The 21066-nt window shown below is 33.1% G+C and carries 26 protein-coding genes; 25 read left to right on the top strand and 1 reads right to left on the bottom strand.

Annotated features, from left to right (window positions below):
- Positions 1–14: 14 nt before the first annotated feature.
- A complete protein-coding gene (locus tag CIGNP85_RS05265; protein WP_086287267.1) occupies positions 15–2351 on the top strand; it encodes a tetratricopeptide repeat protein in 2337 nt (778 codons plus the stop codon).
- Here the strand turns inward: CIGNP85_RS05265 and miaA are convergent.
- The gene (gene miaA, locus CIGNP85_RS05260) at positions 2334–3221 is read right to left on the bottom strand and encodes a tRNA (adenosine(37)-N6)-dimethylallyltransferase MiaA (protein WP_086287265.1); all 888 of its coding nucleotides are present in this window, start codon (positions 3219–3221) and stop codon (positions 2334–2336) included. The genes CIGNP85_RS05265 and miaA overlap by 18 nt on opposite strands.
- Before the next feature lie 118 nt (positions 3222–3339).
- On the opposite strand from miaA, the gene mqnP reads away from it, so the two are divergent.
- From mqnP to CIGNP85_RS05140, 24 genes are all read left to right on the top strand, one after another.
- On the top strand, positions 3340–4209 hold the full coding sequence (gene mqnP / locus CIGNP85_RS05255; RefSeq protein WP_086228297.1) for a menaquinone biosynthesis prenyltransferase MqnP: 870 nt from the start codon (positions 3340–3342) through the stop codon (positions 4207–4209).
- Complete coding sequence (locus tag CIGNP85_RS05250; protein WP_086233406.1) at positions 4203–4709, top strand: hypothetical protein; 507 nt, start codon at positions 4203–4205, stop codon at positions 4707–4709. The genes mqnP and CIGNP85_RS05250 overlap by 7 nt, the downstream gene beginning before the upstream one ends.
- Complete coding sequence (locus CIGNP85_RS05245; protein WP_086228295.1) at positions 4699–5226, top strand: DUF6115 domain-containing protein; 528 nt, start codon at positions 4699–4701, stop codon at positions 5224–5226. Before CIGNP85_RS05250 ends, CIGNP85_RS05245 begins: the two co-directional genes overlap by 11 nt.
- Entirely contained in the window at positions 5226–6197 is a 972-nt protein-coding gene (gene moaA / locus CIGNP85_RS05240) for a GTP 3',8-cyclase MoaA (RefSeq protein ID WP_086228294.1), read from the top strand. The genes CIGNP85_RS05245 and moaA overlap by 1 nt, the downstream gene beginning before the upstream one ends.
- Position 6198: 1 nt before the next feature.
- Positions 6199–6924, top strand: coding sequence for a 7-carboxy-7-deazaguanine synthase QueE (locus CIGNP85_RS05235; RefSeq protein ID WP_086225434.1), 726 nt, complete (start codon positions 6199–6201; stop codon positions 6922–6924).
- A 3-nt stretch (positions 6925–6927) separates the two neighbouring features.
- Complete coding sequence (locus tag CIGNP85_RS05230) at positions 6928–7509, top strand: 6-pyruvoyl trahydropterin synthase family protein (protein ID WP_086287263.1); 582 nt, start codon at positions 6928–6930, stop codon at positions 7507–7509.
- Complete coding sequence (locus CIGNP85_RS05225; RefSeq protein WP_086225348.1) at positions 7509–7688, top strand: hypothetical protein; 180 nt, start codon at positions 7509–7511, stop codon at positions 7686–7688. The genes CIGNP85_RS05230 and CIGNP85_RS05225 overlap by 1 nt, the downstream gene beginning before the upstream one ends.
- Positions 7685–8092, top strand: a complete 408-nt coding sequence (locus CIGNP85_RS05220; protein ID WP_086287261.1) for a hypothetical protein — start codon at positions 7685–7687, stop codon at positions 8090–8092. Before CIGNP85_RS05225 ends, CIGNP85_RS05220 begins: the two co-directional genes overlap by 4 nt.
- On the top strand, positions 8089–8745 hold the full coding sequence (locus CIGNP85_RS05215) for a 16S rRNA (uracil(1498)-N(3))-methyltransferase (protein ID WP_086270161.1): 657 nt from the start codon (positions 8089–8091) through the stop codon (positions 8743–8745). The genes CIGNP85_RS05220 and CIGNP85_RS05215 overlap by 4 nt, the downstream gene beginning before the upstream one ends.
- 24 nt (positions 8746–8769) lie before the next feature.
- Positions 8770–9078 (top strand): hypothetical protein, encoded by a 309-nt coding sequence (locus CIGNP85_RS05210; RefSeq protein WP_086228291.1) that lies wholly within the window; start codon positions 8770–8772, stop codon positions 9076–9078.
- Positions 9056–11680 (top strand): DNA polymerase I, encoded by a 2625-nt coding sequence (polA, locus tag CIGNP85_RS05205; protein ID WP_086287259.1) that lies wholly within the window; start codon positions 9056–9058, stop codon positions 11678–11680. Before CIGNP85_RS05210 ends, polA begins: the two co-directional genes overlap by 23 nt.
- 69 nt (positions 11681–11749) lie before the next feature.
- Positions 11750–12520 carry a flagellar motor stator protein MotA gene (motA, locus tag CIGNP85_RS05200; protein ID WP_086225353.1) on the top strand — a complete coding sequence of 257 codons (771 nt, stop codon included), beginning with the start codon at positions 11750–11752 and terminating at the stop codon, positions 12518–12520.
- Between the two features lie 8 nt (positions 12521–12528).
- Positions 12529–13245: a flagellar motor protein MotB gene (gene motB / locus CIGNP85_RS05195; RefSeq protein ID WP_086228289.1), complete on the top strand. Its 717-nt coding sequence runs from the start codon at positions 12529–12531 to the stop codon at positions 13243–13245.
- Between the two features lie 82 nt (positions 13246–13327).
- On the top strand, positions 13328–13612 hold the full coding sequence (locus CIGNP85_RS05190; protein WP_086241499.1) for a 4Fe-4S dicluster domain-containing protein: 285 nt from the start codon (positions 13328–13330) through the stop codon (positions 13610–13612).
- A gap of 89 nt (positions 13613–13701) precedes the next feature.
- On the top strand, positions 13702–14115 hold the full coding sequence (ndk, locus tag CIGNP85_RS05185) for a nucleoside-diphosphate kinase (RefSeq protein ID WP_086228287.1): 414 nt from the start codon (positions 13702–13704) through the stop codon (positions 14113–14115).
- Positions 14116–14125: 10 nt separating this feature from the next.
- Complete coding sequence (locus CIGNP85_RS05180; RefSeq protein WP_086225357.1) at positions 14126–14491, top strand: hypothetical protein; 366 nt, start codon at positions 14126–14128, stop codon at positions 14489–14491.
- 1 nt (position 14492) lies between these two features.
- Positions 14493–14639: a 50S ribosomal protein L32 gene (rpmF, locus tag CIGNP85_RS05175; protein WP_086225358.1), complete on the top strand. Its 147-nt coding sequence runs from the start codon at positions 14493–14495 to the stop codon at positions 14637–14639.
- A gap of 8 nt (positions 14640–14647) precedes the next feature.
- Positions 14648–15640: a phosphate acyltransferase PlsX gene (plsX, locus tag CIGNP85_RS05170; protein ID WP_086225359.1), complete on the top strand. Its 993-nt coding sequence runs from the start codon at positions 14648–14650 to the stop codon at positions 15638–15640.
- Entirely contained in the window at positions 15637–16623 is a 987-nt protein-coding gene (locus CIGNP85_RS05165) for a beta-ketoacyl-ACP synthase III (protein ID WP_086235722.1), read from the top strand. The genes plsX and CIGNP85_RS05165 overlap by 4 nt, the downstream gene beginning before the upstream one ends.
- 5 nt (positions 16624–16628) lie before the next feature.
- The gene (gene plsY / locus CIGNP85_RS05160) at positions 16629–17246 is read left to right on the top strand and encodes a glycerol-3-phosphate 1-O-acyltransferase PlsY (protein WP_086229424.1); all 618 of its coding nucleotides are present in this window, start codon (positions 16629–16631) and stop codon (positions 17244–17246) included.
- Complete coding sequence (locus tag CIGNP85_RS05155; protein WP_086287256.1) at positions 17243–17560, top strand: dihydroneopterin aldolase; 318 nt, start codon at positions 17243–17245, stop codon at positions 17558–17560. Before plsY ends, CIGNP85_RS05155 begins: the two co-directional genes overlap by 4 nt.
- Positions 17561–17641: 81 nt before the next feature.
- Positions 17642–18313: a homeostatic response regulator transcription factor HsrA gene (hsrA, locus tag CIGNP85_RS05150; RefSeq protein ID WP_086225363.1), complete on the top strand. Its 672-nt coding sequence runs from the start codon at positions 17642–17644 to the stop codon at positions 18311–18313.
- 38 nt (positions 18314–18351) lie between these two features.
- Positions 18352–19563, top strand: a complete 1212-nt coding sequence (locus CIGNP85_RS05145) for a sensor histidine kinase (protein ID WP_179187372.1) — start codon at positions 18352–18354, stop codon at positions 19561–19563.
- 16 nt (positions 19564–19579) lie between these two features.
- Complete coding sequence (locus tag CIGNP85_RS05140; protein ID WP_086287254.1) at positions 19580–21058, top strand: Ppx/GppA phosphatase family protein; 1479 nt, start codon at positions 19580–19582, stop codon at positions 21056–21058.
- Positions 21059–21066 lie beyond the last annotated feature (8 nt).

Raw genomic sequence — 21066 nt, 5'->3', positions numbered from 1 at the left:
TTTTTTGTGTTAGTTTGCATGCTTTTACATTAAGTATAAATGCTGGTAAGTATCATGGCGATTCATACTATATAATCCATCTTCAAGATGATAAGGAGATAATTTGCGAAGAACGCAATAATGAAGAGAATAAAGTATATAGTTGTAAGGTTTTTGCTAAATTTGAAAAGAATTTAAAAAATCAAGATTTACCATTTGCTAGAATTAGTTTCCATCCTGTAAGCGATGGATTTACAGTGGTTATTCAGCCCAAAATGTCCTCTAGAATCTTTAATGCAAGTAATAAACTATTTGATTCGCATAATGCTAAAGCTGATAAAGATAGCCATTCAAAACATTTTACTATTAATATAAATAAACACCTTAATGAATTAGATACTAGCTATATTAATGGGATAAATTTTCCTATAAAATATCCAAATTTAATACATCCAAGTGTAGGTGCTTTAGATTTAAATAAAGAACCAATTACATATAACGAAAATGGCGATATGGGTATATATCTCTCGATTAAAAAGAGCTATGAGCGTAAAGGTTATAGAGAGGTTATTTTTGAGAGTCAAAAAGCGATGAATATGCACCCAGATAGTATATTCTTAGGAGAGTTTTTGCTATATCAAATTCGTGCTATGGATAAGCTAGTAATCCAAGAAGCAGAGTACCAATCTACTCAAAAAATTAATCAAACTATTATAGATTCAGCCAAATTATGGATGAGATTTAATGGTTCTGATAGAAATTATCCTGAGGTTTTATACATCAATATGATGGCACATTTAAATAGCGATTTGCGTGAAGATGCAGAGTATATACTAGATATGTTAATGACTGAATATAGTGAAGATCAATGGACCAAGCGAGCAATTATGGGTTATGCTGATTATTTAGTAGCCCAAGGCAAACTAGGCGATGGAATGAGATTTTATGAAGATGTTTTATATAGCTCAAATGATCCAGATATTGCTAGTGAAGCCTCGCTAAAGCTAGTTAAAATTTATCTTTCGCAGCAAAGATTTACTGAAGCAGCGCATTATATCGATAGAGTTGTTACGGCAAATTCAAAATATATTTTAGATAATAAAGATTATAGTATAGAGGTTGCTGATGAATTACGTGCTAATGGCCTATTTGATACAGCCTCCAAGCTTTATAGAGTGATATTTGAAGATTCAACCTTACATGATGGACATTATGAAATTAGCCTTCGTCGCTTAGGTACTACACTAGTTCGTGGAAGCGACCCTGTGAGCGCTCATGAATATTTAAAAAGATATAAAAAAGAGTATCCTGATAATGAATTTACTAGCGAAATAGATAAGGCTATAGATGCTCTATTTTTTGATTTGCCAAATACAAGCAGCGAAGAAAAACACGCTCACTATGCTGATTTGCTAGAGCGTTATCCTGGACAAGAGTTAGCTAAAATGGCTCTTAAGGCTGAAGTTGATTTAAGCTTTAAAGAGAAAAAATATGGCGATATTTTAAAATTGCGTGGTCTTATAGCTGATTTAAATGAGAGTAAGGTTGCTGATGTAATGAATGCTGCAGCATTAAATTTAGCCAATAACCGCAATCAAAACTCAGATTGTATAGATCTTATAGCTTTAATAGATGAATATGGGTTAGAAGATAAAATTTCTGATAAACTAAAATTATTTAACTGCTATGATAGAATGAGGCGCTATACTCAAGCATATAATTTAGCCGAACAACATCTTAATGAGCCAAATTTAAATAATCGTGTTGTTTGGTTAAATAATTTTACTAAAATAAATTATAAAATTACTCGTTATACTAATGCTATCGATACTAGCTTTAAGGCTGTTGAGCTAGCTAGCAAAGTGCCATATAGTGATCCAAGTGAGGCGATTATATATAGATTTTATTCACTTTTAAAGCTTAATAGATTTGATGAGGCTACATCTGCGCTTAAAACCTTAGATGGGAAAAGAGGTATTGATTTGATGTTGATTGAGGCTTATGATACTGCTATGCATTATGCTAATCAACAAGGAAATCAAATCGCAGTAGATTATGCTATAAAAGTGTTAAATTTACAAAAAAAGCTAAATATTAATACATTTAGCCCAGAAGCAAATTTTATATATATAGATAGTTTAGTTGCAAGGTCAAAACTTCAAGAGGCAAAAAATGAGCTTGAGGAGATTTTTGCGCTAAATTTAAAACCGCATAACCGTGCTAGGGCCTTGCATAAAATAGCTCAAATTGAAATCTCGCAAAATAATTTAAAAGAAGCAGCTAAATATATAAATGAATGCTTAGAGATTGCAGGTGATAGCCAGTGGCGTGGGCTTTGCACTGAGCAAAAGTTATTAGTTGATGGAATTTAGCGATTTGATTTGAGTTAAAACCACACTTAAATCTAGATTTTTTCCATCAAGTTTTATACTATCAAAGCCTTTATTAAATGTTCTTTGACGTTTAGCTAGCTGAGTGGTATGAATAATTATTAGATTTTCTAGTTCATTTAGATTAATCTTGCCATTTAAATACTCTTTACACTCTTTTAGACCAATGGAATTAAGCGGTTTTAAAGAGTTATTATAGTGTTTAAATAGATACTCAGCCTCATCTATTAGGCCATTTTGTAGCATATTTTTGGTGCGGATTTTTATGCGTTCTATTAGTTCTATTTTATCCCAAACTAATTCAAAAATTGGTAAGTTTTTAATCACCGGTTGGCTTGTGTTATCTCGTAGCCATTGCGATGGAATGGCGCTAGTTTGGGTGTAAATTTGATACCATTTGTGTAGGCGAAATTTATCATTTTTGCTAAATTTAGAGCAAAATTCGCTATCAATTTTTACTGCTAAATTCCAAATTTCATCATCACTTATATCTATTTTGATTGACTTTGTTTTAGGCGCTAGGCCACTTAGCATAGCTTTTAGATAAAACCCACTTCCACCAGTAATTATTAATGGAATATCTAGATTTTTTGCATATGCTAAAGCTTGCTTATATTCAGCGATAAAATCCCCTACGCAAAACTCATCATTAGGACTAGCTATATCAATTCCAAAATGCTTAACAAGAGCTAACTCATCGCTACTTGGCTTAGCACTAGCGATATTAATTTCTTTATATAGGCATAATGAATCAAGACTTAAAATCACTCCATCAAGCTCTCTTGCAACCTTAATAGCTAAGTCGCTTTTTCCACTTGCAGTAGTGCCAATAATTGCAAATTCATAAAACATTTTACACTCTTTATTTTTGTATATTTTATCTAAACCATCACCTTAAATTGCTTAAAATAGCTATTTATCAATCAAAATTTAGATAAATTTTGCTAAAATAATAACTTAAAGGAAAAATATGGCGAAATTTATACAAATTTTAAAAGATATTAATGAATTAATTGTATTTAAACATTCTGTTTTTGCCTTGCCATTTATCTTTGTAGCAATGATTGTAGCTTCAAAAAGTGCAAATGGTTCGGTTTGGTTTGGTTTTGAATTGTTGATTTTGGGGTTATTTTGTGCAGTTAGTGCCAGAAATTTTGCTATGGGAGCAAATCGTTATCTAGATAGAGATATTGACAAAGATAATCCACGTTGCGCTTCTCGTCCAAGTGTAGATGGTAGAATTGGCAGTAAAAATTTATTAATCTTTATTTGGTTAAACGCATTAATTTTTGTAGTTGTAGCATATTTTATAAATTCACTTGCATTTTGGTTAAGCTTTCCGATTTTAGCAATTCTAGGAGCATATTCGTACTTTAAAAGATTTTCTAGCCTTGCACATGTAGTTCTTGGGATATGTCTTGGGCTCTCACCAATTGCTGGGGCTATTGCAGTGCTTGCTGATATACCTTTGTGGGTAATTTTGTTATCTTGTGGGGTTGTCTTTTGGGTGGCCGGATTTGATATTTTATACTCTTTGCAAGATATGGATTATGATAAAAAAATGGGATTATTTAGTATTCCTAGTATTTATGGGGCGCAGGCTTCGATGTTTATTTGTGCTCTTTTTCATTTTCTTACAATACTTTTTTGGCTACTTTTTGCTATTAGTGCAAAGCTTGGAATAATAGGATTTATAGGTGTAGCAGTTAGTGGAATTATTTTATATCTTGAACATAGAATTGTTAGACGAGATTTTAGTAAGATTGATAGAGCATTTTTTACTTTAAATGGCTATTTAGGGATTATATTTTTTATCTTTGTATTGGTGAGTTTATGGTAGATTTTAGATTGATTAGTAGTAGGGTTGAGATTGAGTTTGAACCCGATATGGATGGGGCGCACGAGAGTGAGTTTAATCAAAGTAGGAGCAATATCGATGAGTGGCTAAGCATCGAGATGGCTAGGGGTGAAGGTGAGAATAGCGATCCGCTAACTATAAAGCTTTTAGTTGAACTATATAAAAAAGTAGAAGAGTTATCAAATATCATTAAAAATCAGCACACTCCACCAAAGCCACTTAAATTTTGCCTTGATACTAGTAAAATCGGATATGAGGGATTTGAATTTGATAAAGATTGTTTAGAAATTGGGACTAGTTATTTTGCTAGAGTAAATTTGCCATTATTTATCAAGCGTGAAGTTATGGTATATTTTAAAGCAATTACGCCAAAGTGTGCTAAGATTTTAAAAATTTCAAGAGGTAATGAGCGTGAGTGGAACGCTTTTGTAGCTGAGAGCGAGAGATTAGAGATAAGGAAGGTTAAAAATAGTGAGCAATGAGTTATTACTTTATGTAGCATTTGCGCTATTATTGGGTGTGTTTGGAGCGATATTTTGGCTAAGAGATAAGCAAGTAAATCTAAAATTTGCTAAATTTGAATTAGCAATAGAGGGTCTAATAAAAGAGAATTATCAGCTCAAAAAACAACTAACAGAATTAGCACAAACTCCGCCACCAGTGCTACAAAATCCAGTTGATATGAGTCAGATAGAGCATCAAATTGATATTAAAATTAGCGAAGGATTAAGTCATAAAATCGCTCCAATAATAGAAAATGTTCGCATAATAGAACAATCTGTAAATGAGATAAAAGATGATCAATTAGATAGATTATACAACCTTGAAGAACGAACTAAAAGTATAAGCAAAATTACACCGCCAAGTTTTGAAGTAAGCAATGAGAGCAAGGTAGTTGAGATGTATAGGGCTGGAAAAAGTCCTGAGATGATTGCTAAAGATCTTCAACTAGGCGTAGGACAAGTTACGATGATTTTGAAATTTAAAAAAGAGATGTAATGCTAGTTGATAAATTTGGTCGAGTGATTGATTATTTAAGAATTTCTGTAACTGAGCTATGTAATTTTAAATGCAGATATTGTATGCCAGAAGATAATCAATTTAATAACATTGGTAGGGATAATATCTTAAGCTACGAAGAGATGTTTGAATTTGTTAAAATTTGCCTTGATAATGGAGTAAAAAAGGTTAGACTCACAGGTGGTGAGCCGCTAGTAAGAAAAGATATTCAAAAATTTGTTAAAATGATAAATGATTATAAGCCAGGTCTTGATTTAGCGATGACGACAAATGGATATTATTTAAAGCAAAAAGCTAAAGAGTTAAGGGAGGCTGGATTAAAAAGATTAAATATATCGCTTGATACTTTAGATGCTAAAAAGGCCAATTTTCTAGCTAGAAAGGAAGTTTTAAGCTATGTTTTAGCCGGAATTGATGAGGCAGTAAATGAAGGATTTGCAATAAAGCTAAATACTGTTGCTTTGCGTGGAGTAAATGATGGAGAGTTAATAGAACTTTTAGAGTTTGCAAAAAGCAAAAATGCTCAAATTCGTTATATCGAATTTATGGAAAATACCCACGCTGCTAGTGATTTAAAGGGACTTAAAAAGGATGATATTTTAGAAATATTATCTAAAAAGTATAGCATAAAAGAGATTACAAAAAGCCCAAATAGCCCTTCAAGCCTATTTGAAACCAGCGATGGGTATAAATTTGGAATAATTGATCCACATAAGCATGATTTTTGTGCTAGTTGCAACCGCTTACGCCTAAGTGCTGATGGGCTTTTAATTCCATGTTTATACTATGAAGATGGTCAAAGCATAAAAGAAGCTATGAGAGCTAGAGATTATACAAAAGCTAGAGAGATTTTAAAAGCTGTCTTAGATGCAAAACCTGAGAAGAACAAATGGGAAAATGACGGTAAAGGCGAGATCTCAAGTAGGGCATTTTATCAAACTGGTGGATAATATGGTTGAGATTGTTGAGTATTTTAGTTCGATTCAGGGCGAGGGAAAATTTCAAGGTAAAAATGCATTTTTTATCCGTCTTGGTGGATGTAATCTTAAATGTGTTGGGTTTGGTTGTTCTCTTCGCTCACCAAAAACTGGAGAGATGTTATTAGGGTGCGATACTATTAGAGCCGCACAATCATCGCATTTTGAGTATGAAAAATTTGACTCTCAGCGTTTAATTAGCTTACTTCTTGGGTTAAAACATAAACCTTTAATCATTATCACTGGTGGCGAGCCGCTTATCTATTATAGCGACCGTGATTTGCTTAAGTTTCTTGAATATGCTATTAGTGTGGGATTTAGCGTACAGTTTGAGACAAATGGAACAATTGATGTTGATTTTGCTAAATTTCCAATATATAAAAAATGCACTTTTGCTGTAAGTGTAAAATTAGCCCTAAGTGGTGAACCAGCCCATAAAAGAATTAATAAAAAAGCGTTAAAATCACTATTTAGCAATGCTAGTTGTTTTTATAAATTTGTAACTACTGGTGAGCAGATTGATGAAATTAAAGAAATTTTAGCTTTACAAAATGGCGAGGTTTGGTGTATGCCTTTAGCAAGAGACCAAAATGAGCTAGAATACAACGCTAAAAATGTAGTAAATTTATGTATAGAAAATGGATTTAATTATAGCGATAGATTGCATATTCGAATTTGGAATGATTTAAATGGAGTTTAATGTATGATAATTAGAAAAATTTATGATTTTGAAAATGCACATATCGTAAGATTTTGTAGTTCTAAGCGCTGCAAGGAGAGTATTCATGGTCATAGCTATAGATGTGAGGTGTTATTAAAGTCTGATTATCTTGATGCTGCTGGAATGGTGTATGATTTTGGGCTTATGAAACAGCACATTAGAATGATTATTGATAGTTTTGATCACACGACCACATTATATGCAAAAGATAGCGATAAGTATAAAAATGATATGAAAAAGCATTCTAAACGCTGGATAGAGCTTCCATATAACCCAAGTGCTGAACATTTTAGCCGTATATTTTTTGTATTAATTGATAAGCTACTTAGTCAGTGTGTTATGCAAAATGGTGAAAAAGGTGTAGAGCTTTATAGTATTATTGTGCATGAAACAGCTACTGGTTATGCGCAGTGTTTTAGAGAGGATGCATATAGCACAAAAATGGGGCTTATAAATTTAGATGAGATAATCTTTAGCGATGAGATTAAAAATGAGTGGAATGATTTTGATTTTTACGAACAGCTTAAAAATGGCAATAAATTTATAAATCCAAAGGAGTGTTAATGAGAAAATTATCCTTGATAATTTTATTAATTGTTAGCTTTTGTGGTTGTGAGGATAAAGCATCACAAACTAATAAAAATGACGCTATAGAAATTCCACCACCAGATGTGCCAATTGCTAAAAGCGATGGTAATGCAACAATTGATAGCGACTTTCCACCAATGCCGGTAGCAGAATGATTGAGACATATGCGCTTAGTGCTAGCTTACACCTTGTATTTATAAAGATACTTTTAGCTTTGCTTGTAGTTCATCTAGGGCTTGTGTTTATCGGTGATACAGCTAAATTTGGTTATATTAAAAGACTTATGCTTTTCTTACCGACTTATTATGTTTTTATGGCATTTATATTTTTTACTGGAATGCTAAATTTGGCTATTTTACACTTTAGTATGAGTTTATCGATTTGGGTAATGATTGTATGCTGGATAGGATTAATTCCGCTTGGTGTGATTGGGTTTAAGCGGTTAAAAGCAGTAAGGGTTAATAAGGAATTTGGTAAATTTAAGAAATTTATGGCTATAAAAATATTTTGTGAAATAGCTATTGTTGGATTTGGGACATTTATTGGAATTGTATTATGAAATTTATATATCATGCTGGTGCTGGAAGCGAGAATATAGATATTGATGGCGATAGCTTTAGCCATTTAAAAGCTCTTAGATTGACTCAAGGTAAAAGAGTAGATATAAGAAATTTAAAAGATGGATATAGCTATATTTATGAGATTATTAGTATGGATAGAAGGCGAGCTAGCTTGGAATTAGTGTTTAAATCATTAATCCCTTTTGTAGAGCATAAATTTGAGCTAGCGTGGGCAGTAGTTGATCCTAGCGTAATAGAAAAGAGCTTGCCAAGTCTAAACGAGCTTGGTGTAGGGCGTTTAAATTTAGTATATTGTGAGTTTTCCCAGCGAAATATTAAGATAAATTTAGAGCGATTAGAGCGGATTTTAATTAGTAGTTCTCAGCAGTGTGGTAGAAATTCTATCATGGAGATTGTGGTTTTCAATAGTATTGATGAGCTTTTAGCTTATAAAAGCGATATAGCGCTTATTGATTTTGGTGGGGCGAGTTTATCTGGATATGAGGGCAAAGAGATGCTTTTTATCGGGCCAGAAGGTGGATTTAGTCAAAATGAAAGAGATAAAATAAGAATTAAATTTGCTCTAAATTCTCCATATATACTTCGTTCAAATAGTGCCATTATCGGCGTTGCTAGTAAGATTTTGATATAGATTATGGAAGTTATAGTAATTTTAATGATATGTTTAGCGCGTGCAATTATATGTGCGTTACCTGGATTTATTCTTGGATTTTTTTATGATTTGCAAGAGCGTAAAAAGTATATATTTTTAGCTTGTGCTTTTATGTTTAGTTTATATTTAGCATTTACAAGGCCTGAAGGGATAGGTTTTTGGGGAATTTTAATTGGATTTATAGAGGATTTTGGCGGAATTTATATAGGGGCTTTTATCTTTATAGGACTTAGAAATATGGCTAAAAAATTCGGCCTTTGTAAGATTTGTGATAAATTTAGGAGAAAGCGTGAAAACTCTAACAATAATTGATACTTTTGGATTCTTTTTTCGTCTATATTATGCTATGAGTGGTTTGAAAAATAAAGATGGCAAACCAAGCGGAATGATTCATGGATTTGCTAATTTTATAGCAAATTTAAAGCAAGAATTTCATAGTGATTATATTGTTTTTGCCCTTGATAGCGGAGGTAAAACTTTTAGAAATGATATAGATCCAAATTATAAAGCTAACCGCTCAGAAGCTCCAAAGGAGCTAAAAGAGCAGCTTCCAATATGTATTGATATGATTGAGAGAATGGGCTTATGTAGCCTAAGAGTTGAAGGATATGAGGCTGATGATATTATTGCAAGTTTTATCAAAAATAATCCACAAGATGATTTATTAATTAAAGTAGTTACTCATGATAAGGATCTATATCAGTTAATCAATGATAGAGTAAGCATTTATAGTCCAGCTAAAAAGGAGTTATATGATAGGGATGGTTGTTATGAAAAATATGGCATATATCCTGAGCAGGTTAGAGATTTTTTAGCATTAACTGGTGATAGTGCCGATAATATCCCAGGTGTTAAGGGTATTGGAGATAAGGGCGCAAAGAAGCTTTTAGATGAGTTTGGAACTATTGAGAATTTGTATGAGAATTTAAATCAAGTCAGAAATGAGCGAACTAAAAATTTGCTTTTTGATGGTAAAGAGAGTGCTTTTATATCTAAGAGACTCGCAAGTTTATATGATGGGCTTAAAACACCTGATTTACAAAATGCCAAATTCCCTCAACACAATCCACTTATAAATATACAAGATATTCTAAAAGAGTATTCATTAAATCGCCTTTTAGCTAATCTTAGAAGTGATGAGTCAGTAAAGGAGCTAAGTTTTGAGCCGGTTTTGATTACTGATGAGTGTGAGCTAGAAAGGATTTTAGGGGGTATTAGTAGTGATACGCTAATTGCTTTTGATACTGAAACAACTAGCATAGAGGCTAGAGAAGCTAAAATTGTAGGATTTAGCTTTTGTTTTAATGAACAAAAGAGTTACTATGTTCCTATAAATCATAGCTATCTTGGTGTACCTAATATGGTTAGCTATAAAGTGGCAGCTTGGGCAATTGAGCAGATTTTTTCAGCTTTTGTAATTGGGCAGAATTTAAAATATGATTTTAAAATTATACTAAATAATTTTGGCATAAAACCACCGAAAAATTATGCTGATACGATGATAATGGCATGGCTAGATAATCCAAGTACAAGTGTAGGAATGGATGCGCTAGCTAAAAAACTTTATGATTATGATACGATTAAATTTGAAAGCATTGTAAAAAAGGGTGAAACCTTTGCTAGTGTAGAACTAGAGAGCGCAGCAAAATATGCAGCTGAAGATGCGTTGATAACGCTTAGATTTTATAACAGTTTTTGTAAGAAACTTGAGCCTAATATGCTAAAAATTGCCAAAGAGATTGAATTTGATTTTATATTAACTTTACTTGATATGGAAGATAATGGAATTAAAGTAAATCAATCTAAGCTTAGGGAATTAATTGATAAAAATAATATCCAGTTAGAGAGCTTAAAGGTTCAAATTTATGAGCTATGTGGAATAAAATTTAATATAAACTCTACTAAACAGTTAGGTGAAGTGCTGTTTGATGAACTAAAGCTTCCTAGCAAAAAAAAGACAAAAACTGGTTATAGCACCGATGAGAGTGTGCTTAGTGAGTTAGTAGAGCTTCATCCATGTGTCGCTAAAATCTTAGAGTATAGAGAGCTTTATAAGCTACAAAGTACATATTGTGAGCCGATTTTAAATTTAGCCCAAAAGGATGTTGATAGCAGGGTTTATACCAGTTTTATTCATACTGGTACAGCAACTGGTAGGTTAGCTAGCAAAAATCCAAATTTGCAAAATATCCCAGCTCGTGGAAGTTATGCTAAGCCGTTTAGAGCAGTATTTGAAGCAAAAGATGGTTATAGTCTTTTAAGTCTTGATTACTCCCAAATTGAGCTTAGATTGCTAGCGCATTTTAGTAAGGATGTAGCACTTGTAGAGGCATTTAAAAGTGGTAAAGATATTCATGCTCAATCAGCTATAAATATCTTTGGTGAGTCAAATGAGCAAAATAGAGCAATTGCAAAATCTATAAATTTTGGATTAATATATGGTATGGGAGTGAATAAACTTAGTGCTAATTTAGATATTGACAAAAAGGCAGCTAAAGAGTATATTACTAGATATTTTAATGCATTTAGTAGCGTTCAAGATTATCTTCAAAGTATAAAAGATAGTGCCAAAAGAGATGGATTTGTAGAGACTTTACTTAGTAGGCGTAGGTATTTTGATTTTTCTAATGCCTCAGCTATGCAGGTTGCAATGTATGAAAGAGAAGCAGTAAATAGCAAATTTCAAGGCAGTGCTGCAGATATTATTAAGCTTGCAATGCTTAAAATTCGCCCAATGTTAGGCGATGCAAAGATGTTGCTTCAAATTCATGATGAGTTGATTTTTGAAGTTAGTGATGATATGGCACAGGAGTTTGGAGCACAAGTGGCTAATGTTATGAGCAGTGTTGTAAATTTAAATGTTCCATTGGTTGTGAACTATAATATAGCAAAAAATTGGGCTAATCTAAAGTAATTTGGTAAAATTCAGTTAAATTTTTGTTAAATTATGTAATAATTAAGTAATTTTTAAAATGGGGTCTTTATGGATATTTCTACTATTTTAGGGATGGTTTTTTCCATCGCAAGTATCTCGGTTGGAGATATTTTAGAAGGTGGTAATCCTTTGCATGTTTTGCATCTTAGTTCTGTACTCATTGTTATACCTACAGCGATGTTCTCATCTATGACTGCTACAAACAAAAAATATATCAAGGCTACTTTTCAAGAGCTAAAGATTGTATTTAAAGGCTCTGGTGTAGATATGAGTGCCAGGATTGCAGAGCTAGTAGAGTATAGTACGCTAGCTAGAAAAAATGGAATTTTGTCTTTAGAACAAAAGGCTATGGCGGTTGAAGATGAATTTTTGCAAACCGGGCTTAATATGTTAGTTGATGGTCAACCTATAAATGAAGTCAAAGAGCATCTAGAGTTATCTATTCAGACAACTGAAGAATATTATCACGAGTGTGCGCATTATTGGATTAGAACTGGTGAGAGCTGTCCGACGTTTGGACTAGTTGGGGCGGTTATGGGTCTTATGCTTGCATTACAACTACTTGATAATCCTGCTGCGATGGCTGCTGGTATTGCTTCGGCATTTACAGCGACTGTTACTGGTATTATGGGTTCGTATGCTATTTTTGCTCCGTGGGGTAATAAAATGCTAAACAATGCAAAAGACATCATAAAAGAAAAAGAGATGATCCTAGAAGCGTTAATCGGTATTGCTGAAGGAGCAAATCCAAGAAGCTTGGAAGCAAAATTATTTAACTTCCTAGATAAAAATGAACCAAGAAATTCACAATTTAACTAAGGTAGAATATGGCAAAGAAGAAAAAAGCACAAGAGTGTCCAGCAGGTGAGAAATGGGCTGTTCCATATGCGGATTTTCTCTCTTTGCTTTTGGCACTTTTTATTGCACTTTATGCGATTTCAGCAATCAATAAAGCCAAAATAGAGGCATTAAAGACTGAATTTATAAAGATTTTTGATTTTCCTGATACTCACTCATTAAAAGATACTAAAAAACCATCAAGAAGTGATAAGGAATTTGATAGTCCTAGTATTACAATGCAAGTACAAAATGATGCGCCAACAAATGTAAATGTAAATAATGAAAGATATAAAGTTACACTAGATCAAGCAGAAAATCAAGTGGCGATTGATTTACCAGCAAACATTAAATTTGATCATCAAAGTTCAAAAATTTATAATCCAGATGTAATAAACTTTATCAATATTCTATCTATGATTATAAATAAAATTCCAGCTTCTGTAGCTGTGGATATTAGAGGTTATGCTGATGATTTTGGCGATTATGCTGCTGATTATAGGCTAGGAATCGAGCGTGCTTATAGTGTGTTTGCAATGCTGGCAAACAACGGTGTAGATACTAAAAGAATGCGTATAACATCATTTGGTGATAGTGTAAATATTATAAATAGTGATTTAAAAATTGCTAAAATATATTTTAAGATTGATGTTAAAGATAAAGCGCTTCAAAAATCAGTTTTAGATATACTTAGTGAGCTTAAATAAAAATCATTATCATTTTATATTAAGTTATATATAAGTTTAAATTTGATAACCTACGGGTTAAATTTAATTTAAGGAGTATAAAATGGCAGTAAAAATTACTGATATATGCATTAGTTGCGGTTCTTGTATTGATGAGTGTCCAGTTGGCGCAATTGTGGATGACGTAGATAATCCAACTGGTGAAGATACTTATTATGTTTATGCTGATAAATGTGTTGAATGCGTAGGTCATAATGATGAACCAGCCTGTGCTAACGCCTGTCCAACTGATGGATGTATTGTATGGAGTGATATAGTAGAAGGTCAGCCAAGCAGAGACGATATTGGTGCCAATTTAAGAGATGGTAGAAACCCTGTAGTAGCTTAATCTAACTATAATTAAAAAAGATTACTATTTTTTTAAGCTTAGTTTTGATATAATCACGATTTTTAAAACCTGATTAATAGGAGATCGATATGGAACAAACTCTATCAATAATTAAACCAGATGCGACAAAAAAGGGCGTAATCGGTAAAATTATCGATAGATTCGAAAGCAATGGGCTTAGAATCGCAGCAGCTAAAAAAGTACAATTAAGCGTTGAAGATGCTAAAAAATTTTATGAGGTACATGCTAGTAGGCCATTTTACAATGATTTAGTCGAATTTATGACTAGTGGCCCAGTGGTAGTAATGGTGCTTGAGGGCGAAAATGCTGTTTTAAAAAATAGAGAATTAATGGGCGCTACAAATCCTAAAGAGGCGGCACCTGGTACTATTAGAGCTGATTTCGCTGAGAGCATTGACGCAAACGCAGTCCATGGTAGCGATAGTTTAGAAAATGCTAAAATTGAGATTGCATTTTTCTTTGCTAGTAGAGAGATCTGCTAAGGTTATTTAATTGAAAATTCGCTTTGATAAGCTAACTACTACGCCAGTTAATTTTGAAAGTAGCATTGATGGAGTTAAATTTAGCGGTAGTATTAAAAAAACTACTCTAAATTTAGCCAAGTGCAGCGGTAGATTAATCGGTGAATTAGAGCATATTTGTGATAGTTGTGGCACTGATATAGTTTTAAGCCTAGATGAAGAACTAAATCTAATTTTAAGCGATGGTATCTATAAAGATAGTGATAATGAGCTAAGCAATACCATAGAATTTTTTGGTGGTATAATAGATACAGATGAGATCTTAATTGGTGAGTTAGAAGCCTTTAAAAGCGATTATTTTTATTGTGATAAGTGTAAAATTTTAGAAGGAGAGTAAAATGGCAGTACCTAAGCGTAGAGTGAGTCATACAAGAGCTGCAAAGCGTAGAACCCACTATAAAGTTACATTACCAATGCCCGTAAAAGATAAAGACGGCAGCTGGAAAATGCCTCACCGTGTAAATAGAACAACTGGCGAGTACTAATATAAACAATGATTAAAATAGCAATTGACGCTATGGGCGGGGATTTTGGTGCTGAGCCAATTATAGCTGGAGTTATTGAAGCTTTAAAACAAAGAGAGTTTCAAGCTTATTTAGTAGGTGATGAGAGTAAGCTAAAATCCCTTATTCCACATAAATACTCTAAATTTATTACTTTTGTTCAATCTAGCGAAGTGTTTGCTATGGATGAGAGTGCTACTGATGCGCTAAAACGTAAAGAAAGTACGATATTTAAAGCTGTCGAGCTAGTTCGTAGTGGAGACTGTAAAGCAGTAGTATCAGCCGGTCATAGTGGTGCTAGTATGAGTTTGGCAACTTTACGTCTTGGACGAGTAAAGGGTATTAGTAGGCCAGCAATTGCTACTTTAATGCCTACAACACAGGCTAATCAAAAAACATTGGTCTTAGATGTTGGTGCAAATGTTGATTGTAAGGCAGAAAATTTATTTGAATTTGCTATTATGGGCTATGCTTATGCTAAAGAGATTATGAGGATTGATAATCCTAGAATTGGTCTACTTAGCAACGGTGAAGAGGATTGCAAAGGTAATGAAATTACAAAAGATGCATTTGAAATGCTTAAAAAACTCGATAGTTTCATCGGAAATGTAGAGGGTAATCAAATTTTTGATGGAAGTGTTGATGTTATCATCTGCGATGGATTTGTTGGTAATATTTTATTAAAAACCAGCGAAGGTGTTGCTAGTGCAATTACTAAAATTATCAAACAAAGTGTTAAAAAATCACCACTTGCAATTTTAGGTGCGATTTTGATGAAGAGTGTATTTAGAGGACTTAAGAACCAGATTGATTATGATGAATATGGTGGCGCACCACTTCTTGGTGTAAAAGATTGTGTAATCATCAGCCATGGTAAGTCAAGTTCAAAAGCTATCAAAAATGCAATATTCCAAGCTCTTAAATTCTCAGAATCTAGCATAAATGAGGTTATTTCAAATGAGCTTACAAAGTTTGCAAAATGACTAAAGCTTCGTTAATTTCAATTGGTGCTTATGCTCCTAAAGATATTCTTACAAATTATGATTTAGAAAAGATAGTTGATACTAGCGATGAATGGATAACTAAGCGTACTGGAATTAAAGAGCGTCGTATCGCTAAGGATGAATTTACAAGCGACTTAGGTTATAGGGCGGCTTTGCAAGCTTTGGAGCGCTCAGGATTAGATAAGAGTGATATCGATGCTGTAATATGTGCTACTATTACACCAGACTATTTTTGCATGCCTTCAACTGCTTGTGTGATCGCAAATAAACTAGGCTTAAAAGATGTAACGGCCTTTGATATTAGTGCGGCTTGTACAGGATTTATCTATCTTTTAGAGTTAGCTAAATCTATGATTGAAAGCGGCGCTAAGAGAAATATTTTAATTATTGGAGCTGAGAAAACTAGTGCGATTATGGACTGGAGCGATCGTAGTATTTGTGTGCTTTTTGGTGATGGAGCAGGTGCAGCCGTAGTTAGCGCAAGAGATAACAATCCAATTTTAGATGTACATACTTCAAGCGATGGAAGCAAAGGTGAGCTATTAATAACTCCGGGTTGCGCTATTGTAAATCCTGCAAATAAGGATACTATAGAAAATCGACTAAATTTTATGAAAATGTCTGGTAACGATGTTTTTAAAATCGCCGTAAATACTCTAACAAAAGATGTGGTTAATATTTTAGAGAAAAACCAAATTCCATCAGATAATATAGATCTTTTTATCCCGCATCAAGCAAATTTAAGAATTATAGAGGCCGTAAAACAAAGATTAAATTTTAGTGATTCTCAATGTGTTGTAACTGTGCAAAAGTATGGTAATACTAGCTCAGCATCTATTCCTATGGCGATGAATGATGCCTATGAAAGCGGCAGACTTAAAAATGGCTCATTGGTATTACTTGATGCTTTTGGCGGTGGATTTACTTGGGGTTCAGCGCTTCTTTATTTTGGTGGAAAGTAGTTGATATGAATGAGAATTTAATAGCCTATTTAGTTGCTTATTTAATTGGCGCAGTGCCTTTTGGTTTACTTTTTGGCTTACTTTTTGGTGGAATAAATATTAAAAAAAGTGGCAGTAAGAGTATTGGTGCTACAAATGTGTTAAGAGTAATTAAACAAAGCAATCCTTCGCTTGCTAAAAAACTTGCTATTTTAACTGTTGTGTTTGATGCGCTTAAGGGTGTAATACCTATTTTGGTTGGTAAATTTATATTTGAACTTGACATAGCTACTCTTTGGGCGATGGGAGTTTTAGCTGTTGTAGGGCATTGTTTTTCACCATATTTGATGTTTGAAGGTGGCAAGGGAATTGCTACTGGAGCTGGTGTTTTGGCGTGTTTTTTACCATTTGAGTTGATTATTGCTGTTATTGTATGGTTTATTGCTGGTAAAGTGCTTAAGATTTCTAGTTTAGCTTCACTTATAGCGCTTCTTGCAATGGTTGTATCATCATTTATATTTCACTATGATATACCTGAAATTAACACGCATGCGCCAATTTTAATTATTGCATTCATTGTAGTTTATAAGCATATGCCAAATATTAAACGCCTATTAAGTGGTTCTGAGGGCAAGGTTATTTGATTAGTGTTTTTGTTGATAGCCTTGAGTTTGATACAATAATTGGTCTTTTAGATTTTGAACGAGTCGAAGCTCAAAGAATTTGTATTGATATGGAATTTAGCGCTGATGAATTTATAGATTATGCTAAGGTCTGTGAAGTTACACAAAGTGAATTTAAAGAGCAAAAATTTTATAAAATAGAGGATGCACTAGAGTATTTTTCTATTAAATTCAAAGAAAACTACCCAAGTCTAAATAGTTTTTATATGAAAATTTCCAAAACTCAAATTATTAAAAATGCTACTGTAGGTGCAAAAATAATAAAGAATTATTAAAAATTGTTTAAATTTTCTTGAATTTTGGCTTAAATTTTGCTATAATCTCGCATTAAATTTTTTACTTTTAAGGAAAAGCTAATGAGAATTTTGATAGTAGAGGATGAGACTACGCTAGGCAAAACTATAGCCGAAGGTTTGCAAGAGTTTGGCTACCAAACAGATAATTCTGAAAATTTTAATGATGCAGAATATTTTATTGGTATTCGTAATTATGATCTTGTGCTTAGTGATCTTATGCTTCCAGATGGTGATGGAATTGATTTAATTAATGTTATCAAACAAAAATCTCCGCGCACATCTGTAGTGATTATTTCAGCAAAAGATGATAAAGAAAGTGAAATAAAAGCTTTTAGAGCTGGTGCTGATGATTATATTAAAAAGCCATTTGATTTTGATATTTTAGTTGCTAGACTTGAGGCGAGACTTCGCTTTGGCGGTACAAATGTGATTAAAATTGATGATTTAACAATTGATCCAGATGAAGAAAAGATTACATATCAAGGCACAGAAATTGAATTAAAAGGTAAGCCATTTGAGGTTTTAACTCATCTAGCACGCCATAGCGACCAGATTGTAAGCAAAGAACAACTTTTAGATGCTATCTGGGAGGAGCCTGAGTTAGTTACGCCAAATGTAATTGAAGTTGCTATTAATCAAATTCGCCAAAAAATGGATAAACCACTTAATATTTCCACAATTGAAACAGTAAGACGCCGCGGATATAGATTTTGCTTCCCCAAAAAAGCTTAAGGGCTAAATTTGCCTTACAATTAGCATCGGCTTCTACGATGCTAATTGTTATATTTTCGGTGATGTTATACCACTATATTAAGATTACAATCTTTGAAAATATAGTCCAAAGTCTAACTTTGGAGGCTAAGAATATCTCTGCAATGAATGAGAATGAGAGTCTTGAGTATAAAAATAGTAATTTTGATCTAATTAAAATAGTCTTAAATGATGATAATCTCACTCGGCCTGAATTTGTCTCAACTAAAGATATTAATGCTACATATTTAACGCTATATTATCCATATCAAAACCGTCTTTTAGTATTAACTAAAAATACTAGCGAATATAGTTTAATAGTAGATCAAATTTTAGTTGATATTTTAATCATTAATTCCACAGCAATATTTTTAATTTTATTTTATGCGCTATTTCTATCTAGAATGTTGCTAGCGCCTCTTCGTTCGTTTTGTCTAAAGCTTGGGCAGTTAAATGAGAGATTTCTTCAAGAAGTTGAGACAGATGAATTGCCGGTAGAATTTAAGCCTTTGGGTGATGGAGTAAATAGATTAATTGGTAGGATTTTGACCTTTGTACAGTATCAAAAGGAGCTTTTTATTGGAGCTGCGCATGAGCTAAAAACACCACTGGCAGTAATGAAAACTAAAAACGAAGTTACCCTTATTAAAGAGCGTGATACTCAAAAATATATTGATACATTAAAAAACAATAATGAAGCTATAAATCAGATGAATAAAATGATTAGCTCAATTTTGGAGATTGGTAGACAAGAAGGCGCACAGTTTGAACAGCCAGTGATGACTGATATGATTGCTTATATAAATGAGATTGGTAATAATTTCTTAATTCTTGCAAAAGGTGATGATAAAAATATTAGAATGAATTTGCGCCCTCATAGTCTTAAGATTATGATCCAGCCAACTCTATTTTTACATGTATTGCAAAATTTTGTCCAAAATGCAATTAAATTCTCTCCAAAAGGTGCCACGATTGAGATAAATTCTACACTCGCAAACGGTGAATTTATCGTTCGTGTGATTGATGAAGGGATTGGAATTGATGAGAGCAAGGATCTTTTTGCTCCATTTAAGCGCTATGGAAATAGCAGCGGGGCTGGACTTGGATTGTTTTTAGCTAAGGGAGCAGCACAAGCACTTGGCGGAAGGATTGAACTGCGTAATCGCATAGATAGAAGTGGAACGATAGCGACGCTAACGCTACCTATAAGAAATAGTAAATATAAAAAATAAATTTAAAAGAGATTTAATGTCAAAAAGAGTTGCAGTTATTGATCTTGGATCAAATTCGGCTAGAATGGCGATATTTGAACGAACTAGTAGGCTTGGGTTTTTTATTCTTCGTGAGTATAAGGTAAATGTACGTCTTGGAGAGGGCGCTTATGAGCGTGGTGGAGTATTGCAGCCTCAAGCAATGGATAATGTTTTACATGCATTTAGTGAATTTAAGCATTTTTTGAGAATTTATAAGGTTAGTAAGGTTTTATGTACCGGTACTTCAGCTTTGCGTGATGCACCAAATTCGAATATCTTTATTAATATGGTAAAAAGAGAGCTAGGATTAAATTTGCGAGTGATAAGTGGAGATATGGAGGCTTTTTATGGAGGGCTCGCAGCACTAAATCTACTTAGCCCTCTAAATGAGGCTACTACGATTGACATTGGAGGAGGCTCGACTGAGCTGGCTAAAATCAAAGATGGAAAAATCGTAGATATCATTTCGCTTGATATTGGTACAGTTAGATTAAAAGAGCTATTTTTTGATAAGGGAGATATAGATGGAGCAATTAAATTTACTCAAGAGATAATTGCTCAAATTCCATCGCACTTTATAAATGAAAATATAATAGCAATAGGTGGGAGTTTAAGGGCGATATCGGGTGCGATTATGCAGTTGCAAAATCATCCAATTAGATTAGTGCATAATTTTACTTATGAGTATAAAAATTATCTGAATTTAATTAGTAAAATTGCTACAGATAAGGAATTTGATTTAAAAAATATAGCCATTAAAAAAGATCGCTTTGATACTATTAGACAGGGTGCGATGATATTTAGTGCTGCGGCTAAAAATTTAAAAGCTAGGATGGTTTATACTAGCGGTGTTGGGATTAGAGAGGGGGTATTTTTGGCTAATCTTCTAAGGCCAAATTTAAAATCCAAAGAGCTAATCCAAATGCCACAAAAGTATAAAATAGCCTTTCCAAAAGGCTTTAATCCAAGTCTTAGGAGCCTTCAAGATAGATTTGCTAAGCGTGATAATAGTATTACTACAAAGCATGTAAAGACTCTATTTGAGATTTTAGCACCACTTCACAAGCTTAACCCAAGCTATATAAATGAGCTTATAATCGCTTCTAAACTCTATAATATCGGTAGAAGTGTTGGTTTTTATTTGGAGAATTCTCATAGTGGATATCTTGTGAAAAATGCTCTAAATTACGGCTACACGCATCAGCAAAAGGCGTTAATCGCTGCTATGATTGAGTATCAGGGTAAGGCTATAAATAGTCTTGGTGAATTTGAAAAATTGCTTCCTAGTATTGATGTAGTTAGATGGCTTAGCTTTATTCTTGGACTTGCTGGAGCATTGAGTCTTAGTCCAAATATTAGTTTTGAATTTAGTTCAAATACTTTATATATTAAAGGTGCAAAGAATTTTTTTATGTTAAAAAATGAGATAAGAAAACTAATAAAGCCTGAGATTTTTGTGATTTCGTTTGAGTAGGTTGAATT

Source organism: Campylobacter sp. P0085 (assembly GCF_002139495.1).
Classification (GTDB): domain Bacteria; phylum Campylobacterota; class Campylobacteria; order Campylobacterales; family Campylobacteraceae; genus Campylobacter; species Campylobacter devanensis.
Note: the sequence above shows the minus strand (reverse complement) of the source record. Positions and strands in the feature narration are given on the sequence as shown.

Coding starts and splice junctions, on each gene's coding strand:
- motB (WP_086228289.1), top strand. CDS start 12,529: ATGGCAAAGAAGAAAAAAGCACAAGAGTGTCCAGCAGGTGAGAAATGG.
- plsY (WP_086229424.1), top strand. CDS start 16,629: ATGAATGAGAATTTAATAGCCTATTTAGTTGCTTATTTAATTGGCGCA.
- CIGNP85_RS05210 (WP_086228291.1), top strand. CDS start 8,770: ATGATATGTTTAGCGCGTGCAATTATATGTGCGTTACCTGGATTTATT.
- rpmF (WP_086225358.1), top strand. CDS start 14,493: ATGGCAGTACCTAAGCGTAGAGTGAGTCATACAAGAGCTGCAAAGCGT.
- CIGNP85_RS05250 (WP_086233406.1), top strand. CDS start 4,203: ATGGTAGATTTTAGATTGATTAGTAGTAGGGTTGAGATTGAGTTTGAA.
- moaA (WP_086228294.1), top strand. CDS start 5,226: ATGCTAGTTGATAAATTTGGTCGAGTGATTGATTATTTAAGAATTTCT.
- hsrA (WP_086225363.1), top strand. CDS start 17,642: ATGAGAATTTTGATAGTAGAGGATGAGACTACGCTAGGCAAAACTATA.
- mqnP (WP_086228297.1), top strand. CDS start 3,340: ATGGCGAAATTTATACAAATTTTAAAAGATATTAATGAATTAATTGTA.
- ndk (WP_086228287.1), top strand. CDS start 13,702: ATGGAACAAACTCTATCAATAATTAAACCAGATGCGACAAAAAAGGGC.
- CIGNP85_RS05230 (WP_086287263.1), top strand. CDS start 6,928: ATGATAATTAGAAAAATTTATGATTTTGAAAATGCACATATCGTAAGA.
- CIGNP85_RS05190 (WP_086241499.1), top strand. CDS start 13,328: ATGGCAGTAAAAATTACTGATATATGCATTAGTTGCGGTTCTTGTATT.
- CIGNP85_RS05235 (WP_086225434.1), top strand. CDS start 6,199: ATGGTTGAGATTGTTGAGTATTTTAGTTCGATTCAGGGCGAGGGAAAA.
- miaA (WP_086287265.1), bottom strand. CDS start 3,221: ATGTTTTATGAATTTGCAATTATTGGCACTACTGCAAGTGGAAAAAGC.
- CIGNP85_RS05225 (WP_086225348.1), top strand. CDS start 7,509: ATGAGAAAATTATCCTTGATAATTTTATTAATTGTTAGCTTTTGTGGT.
- CIGNP85_RS05145 (WP_179187372.1), top strand. CDS start 18,352: ATGCTAATTGTTATATTTTCGGTGATGTTATACCACTATATTAAGATT.
- CIGNP85_RS05220 (WP_086287261.1), top strand. CDS start 7,685: ATGATTGAGACATATGCGCTTAGTGCTAGCTTACACCTTGTATTTATA.
- CIGNP85_RS05215 (WP_086270161.1), top strand. CDS start 8,089: ATGAAATTTATATATCATGCTGGTGCTGGAAGCGAGAATATAGATATT.
- motA (WP_086225353.1), top strand. CDS start 11,750: ATGGATATTTCTACTATTTTAGGGATGGTTTTTTCCATCGCAAGTATC.
- CIGNP85_RS05140 (WP_086287254.1), top strand. CDS start 19,580: ATGTCAAAAAGAGTTGCAGTTATTGATCTTGGATCAAATTCGGCTAGA.
- CIGNP85_RS05165 (WP_086235722.1), top strand. CDS start 15,637: ATGACTAAAGCTTCGTTAATTTCAATTGGTGCTTATGCTCCTAAAGAT.
- plsX (WP_086225359.1), top strand. CDS start 14,648: ATGATTAAAATAGCAATTGACGCTATGGGCGGGGATTTTGGTGCTGAG.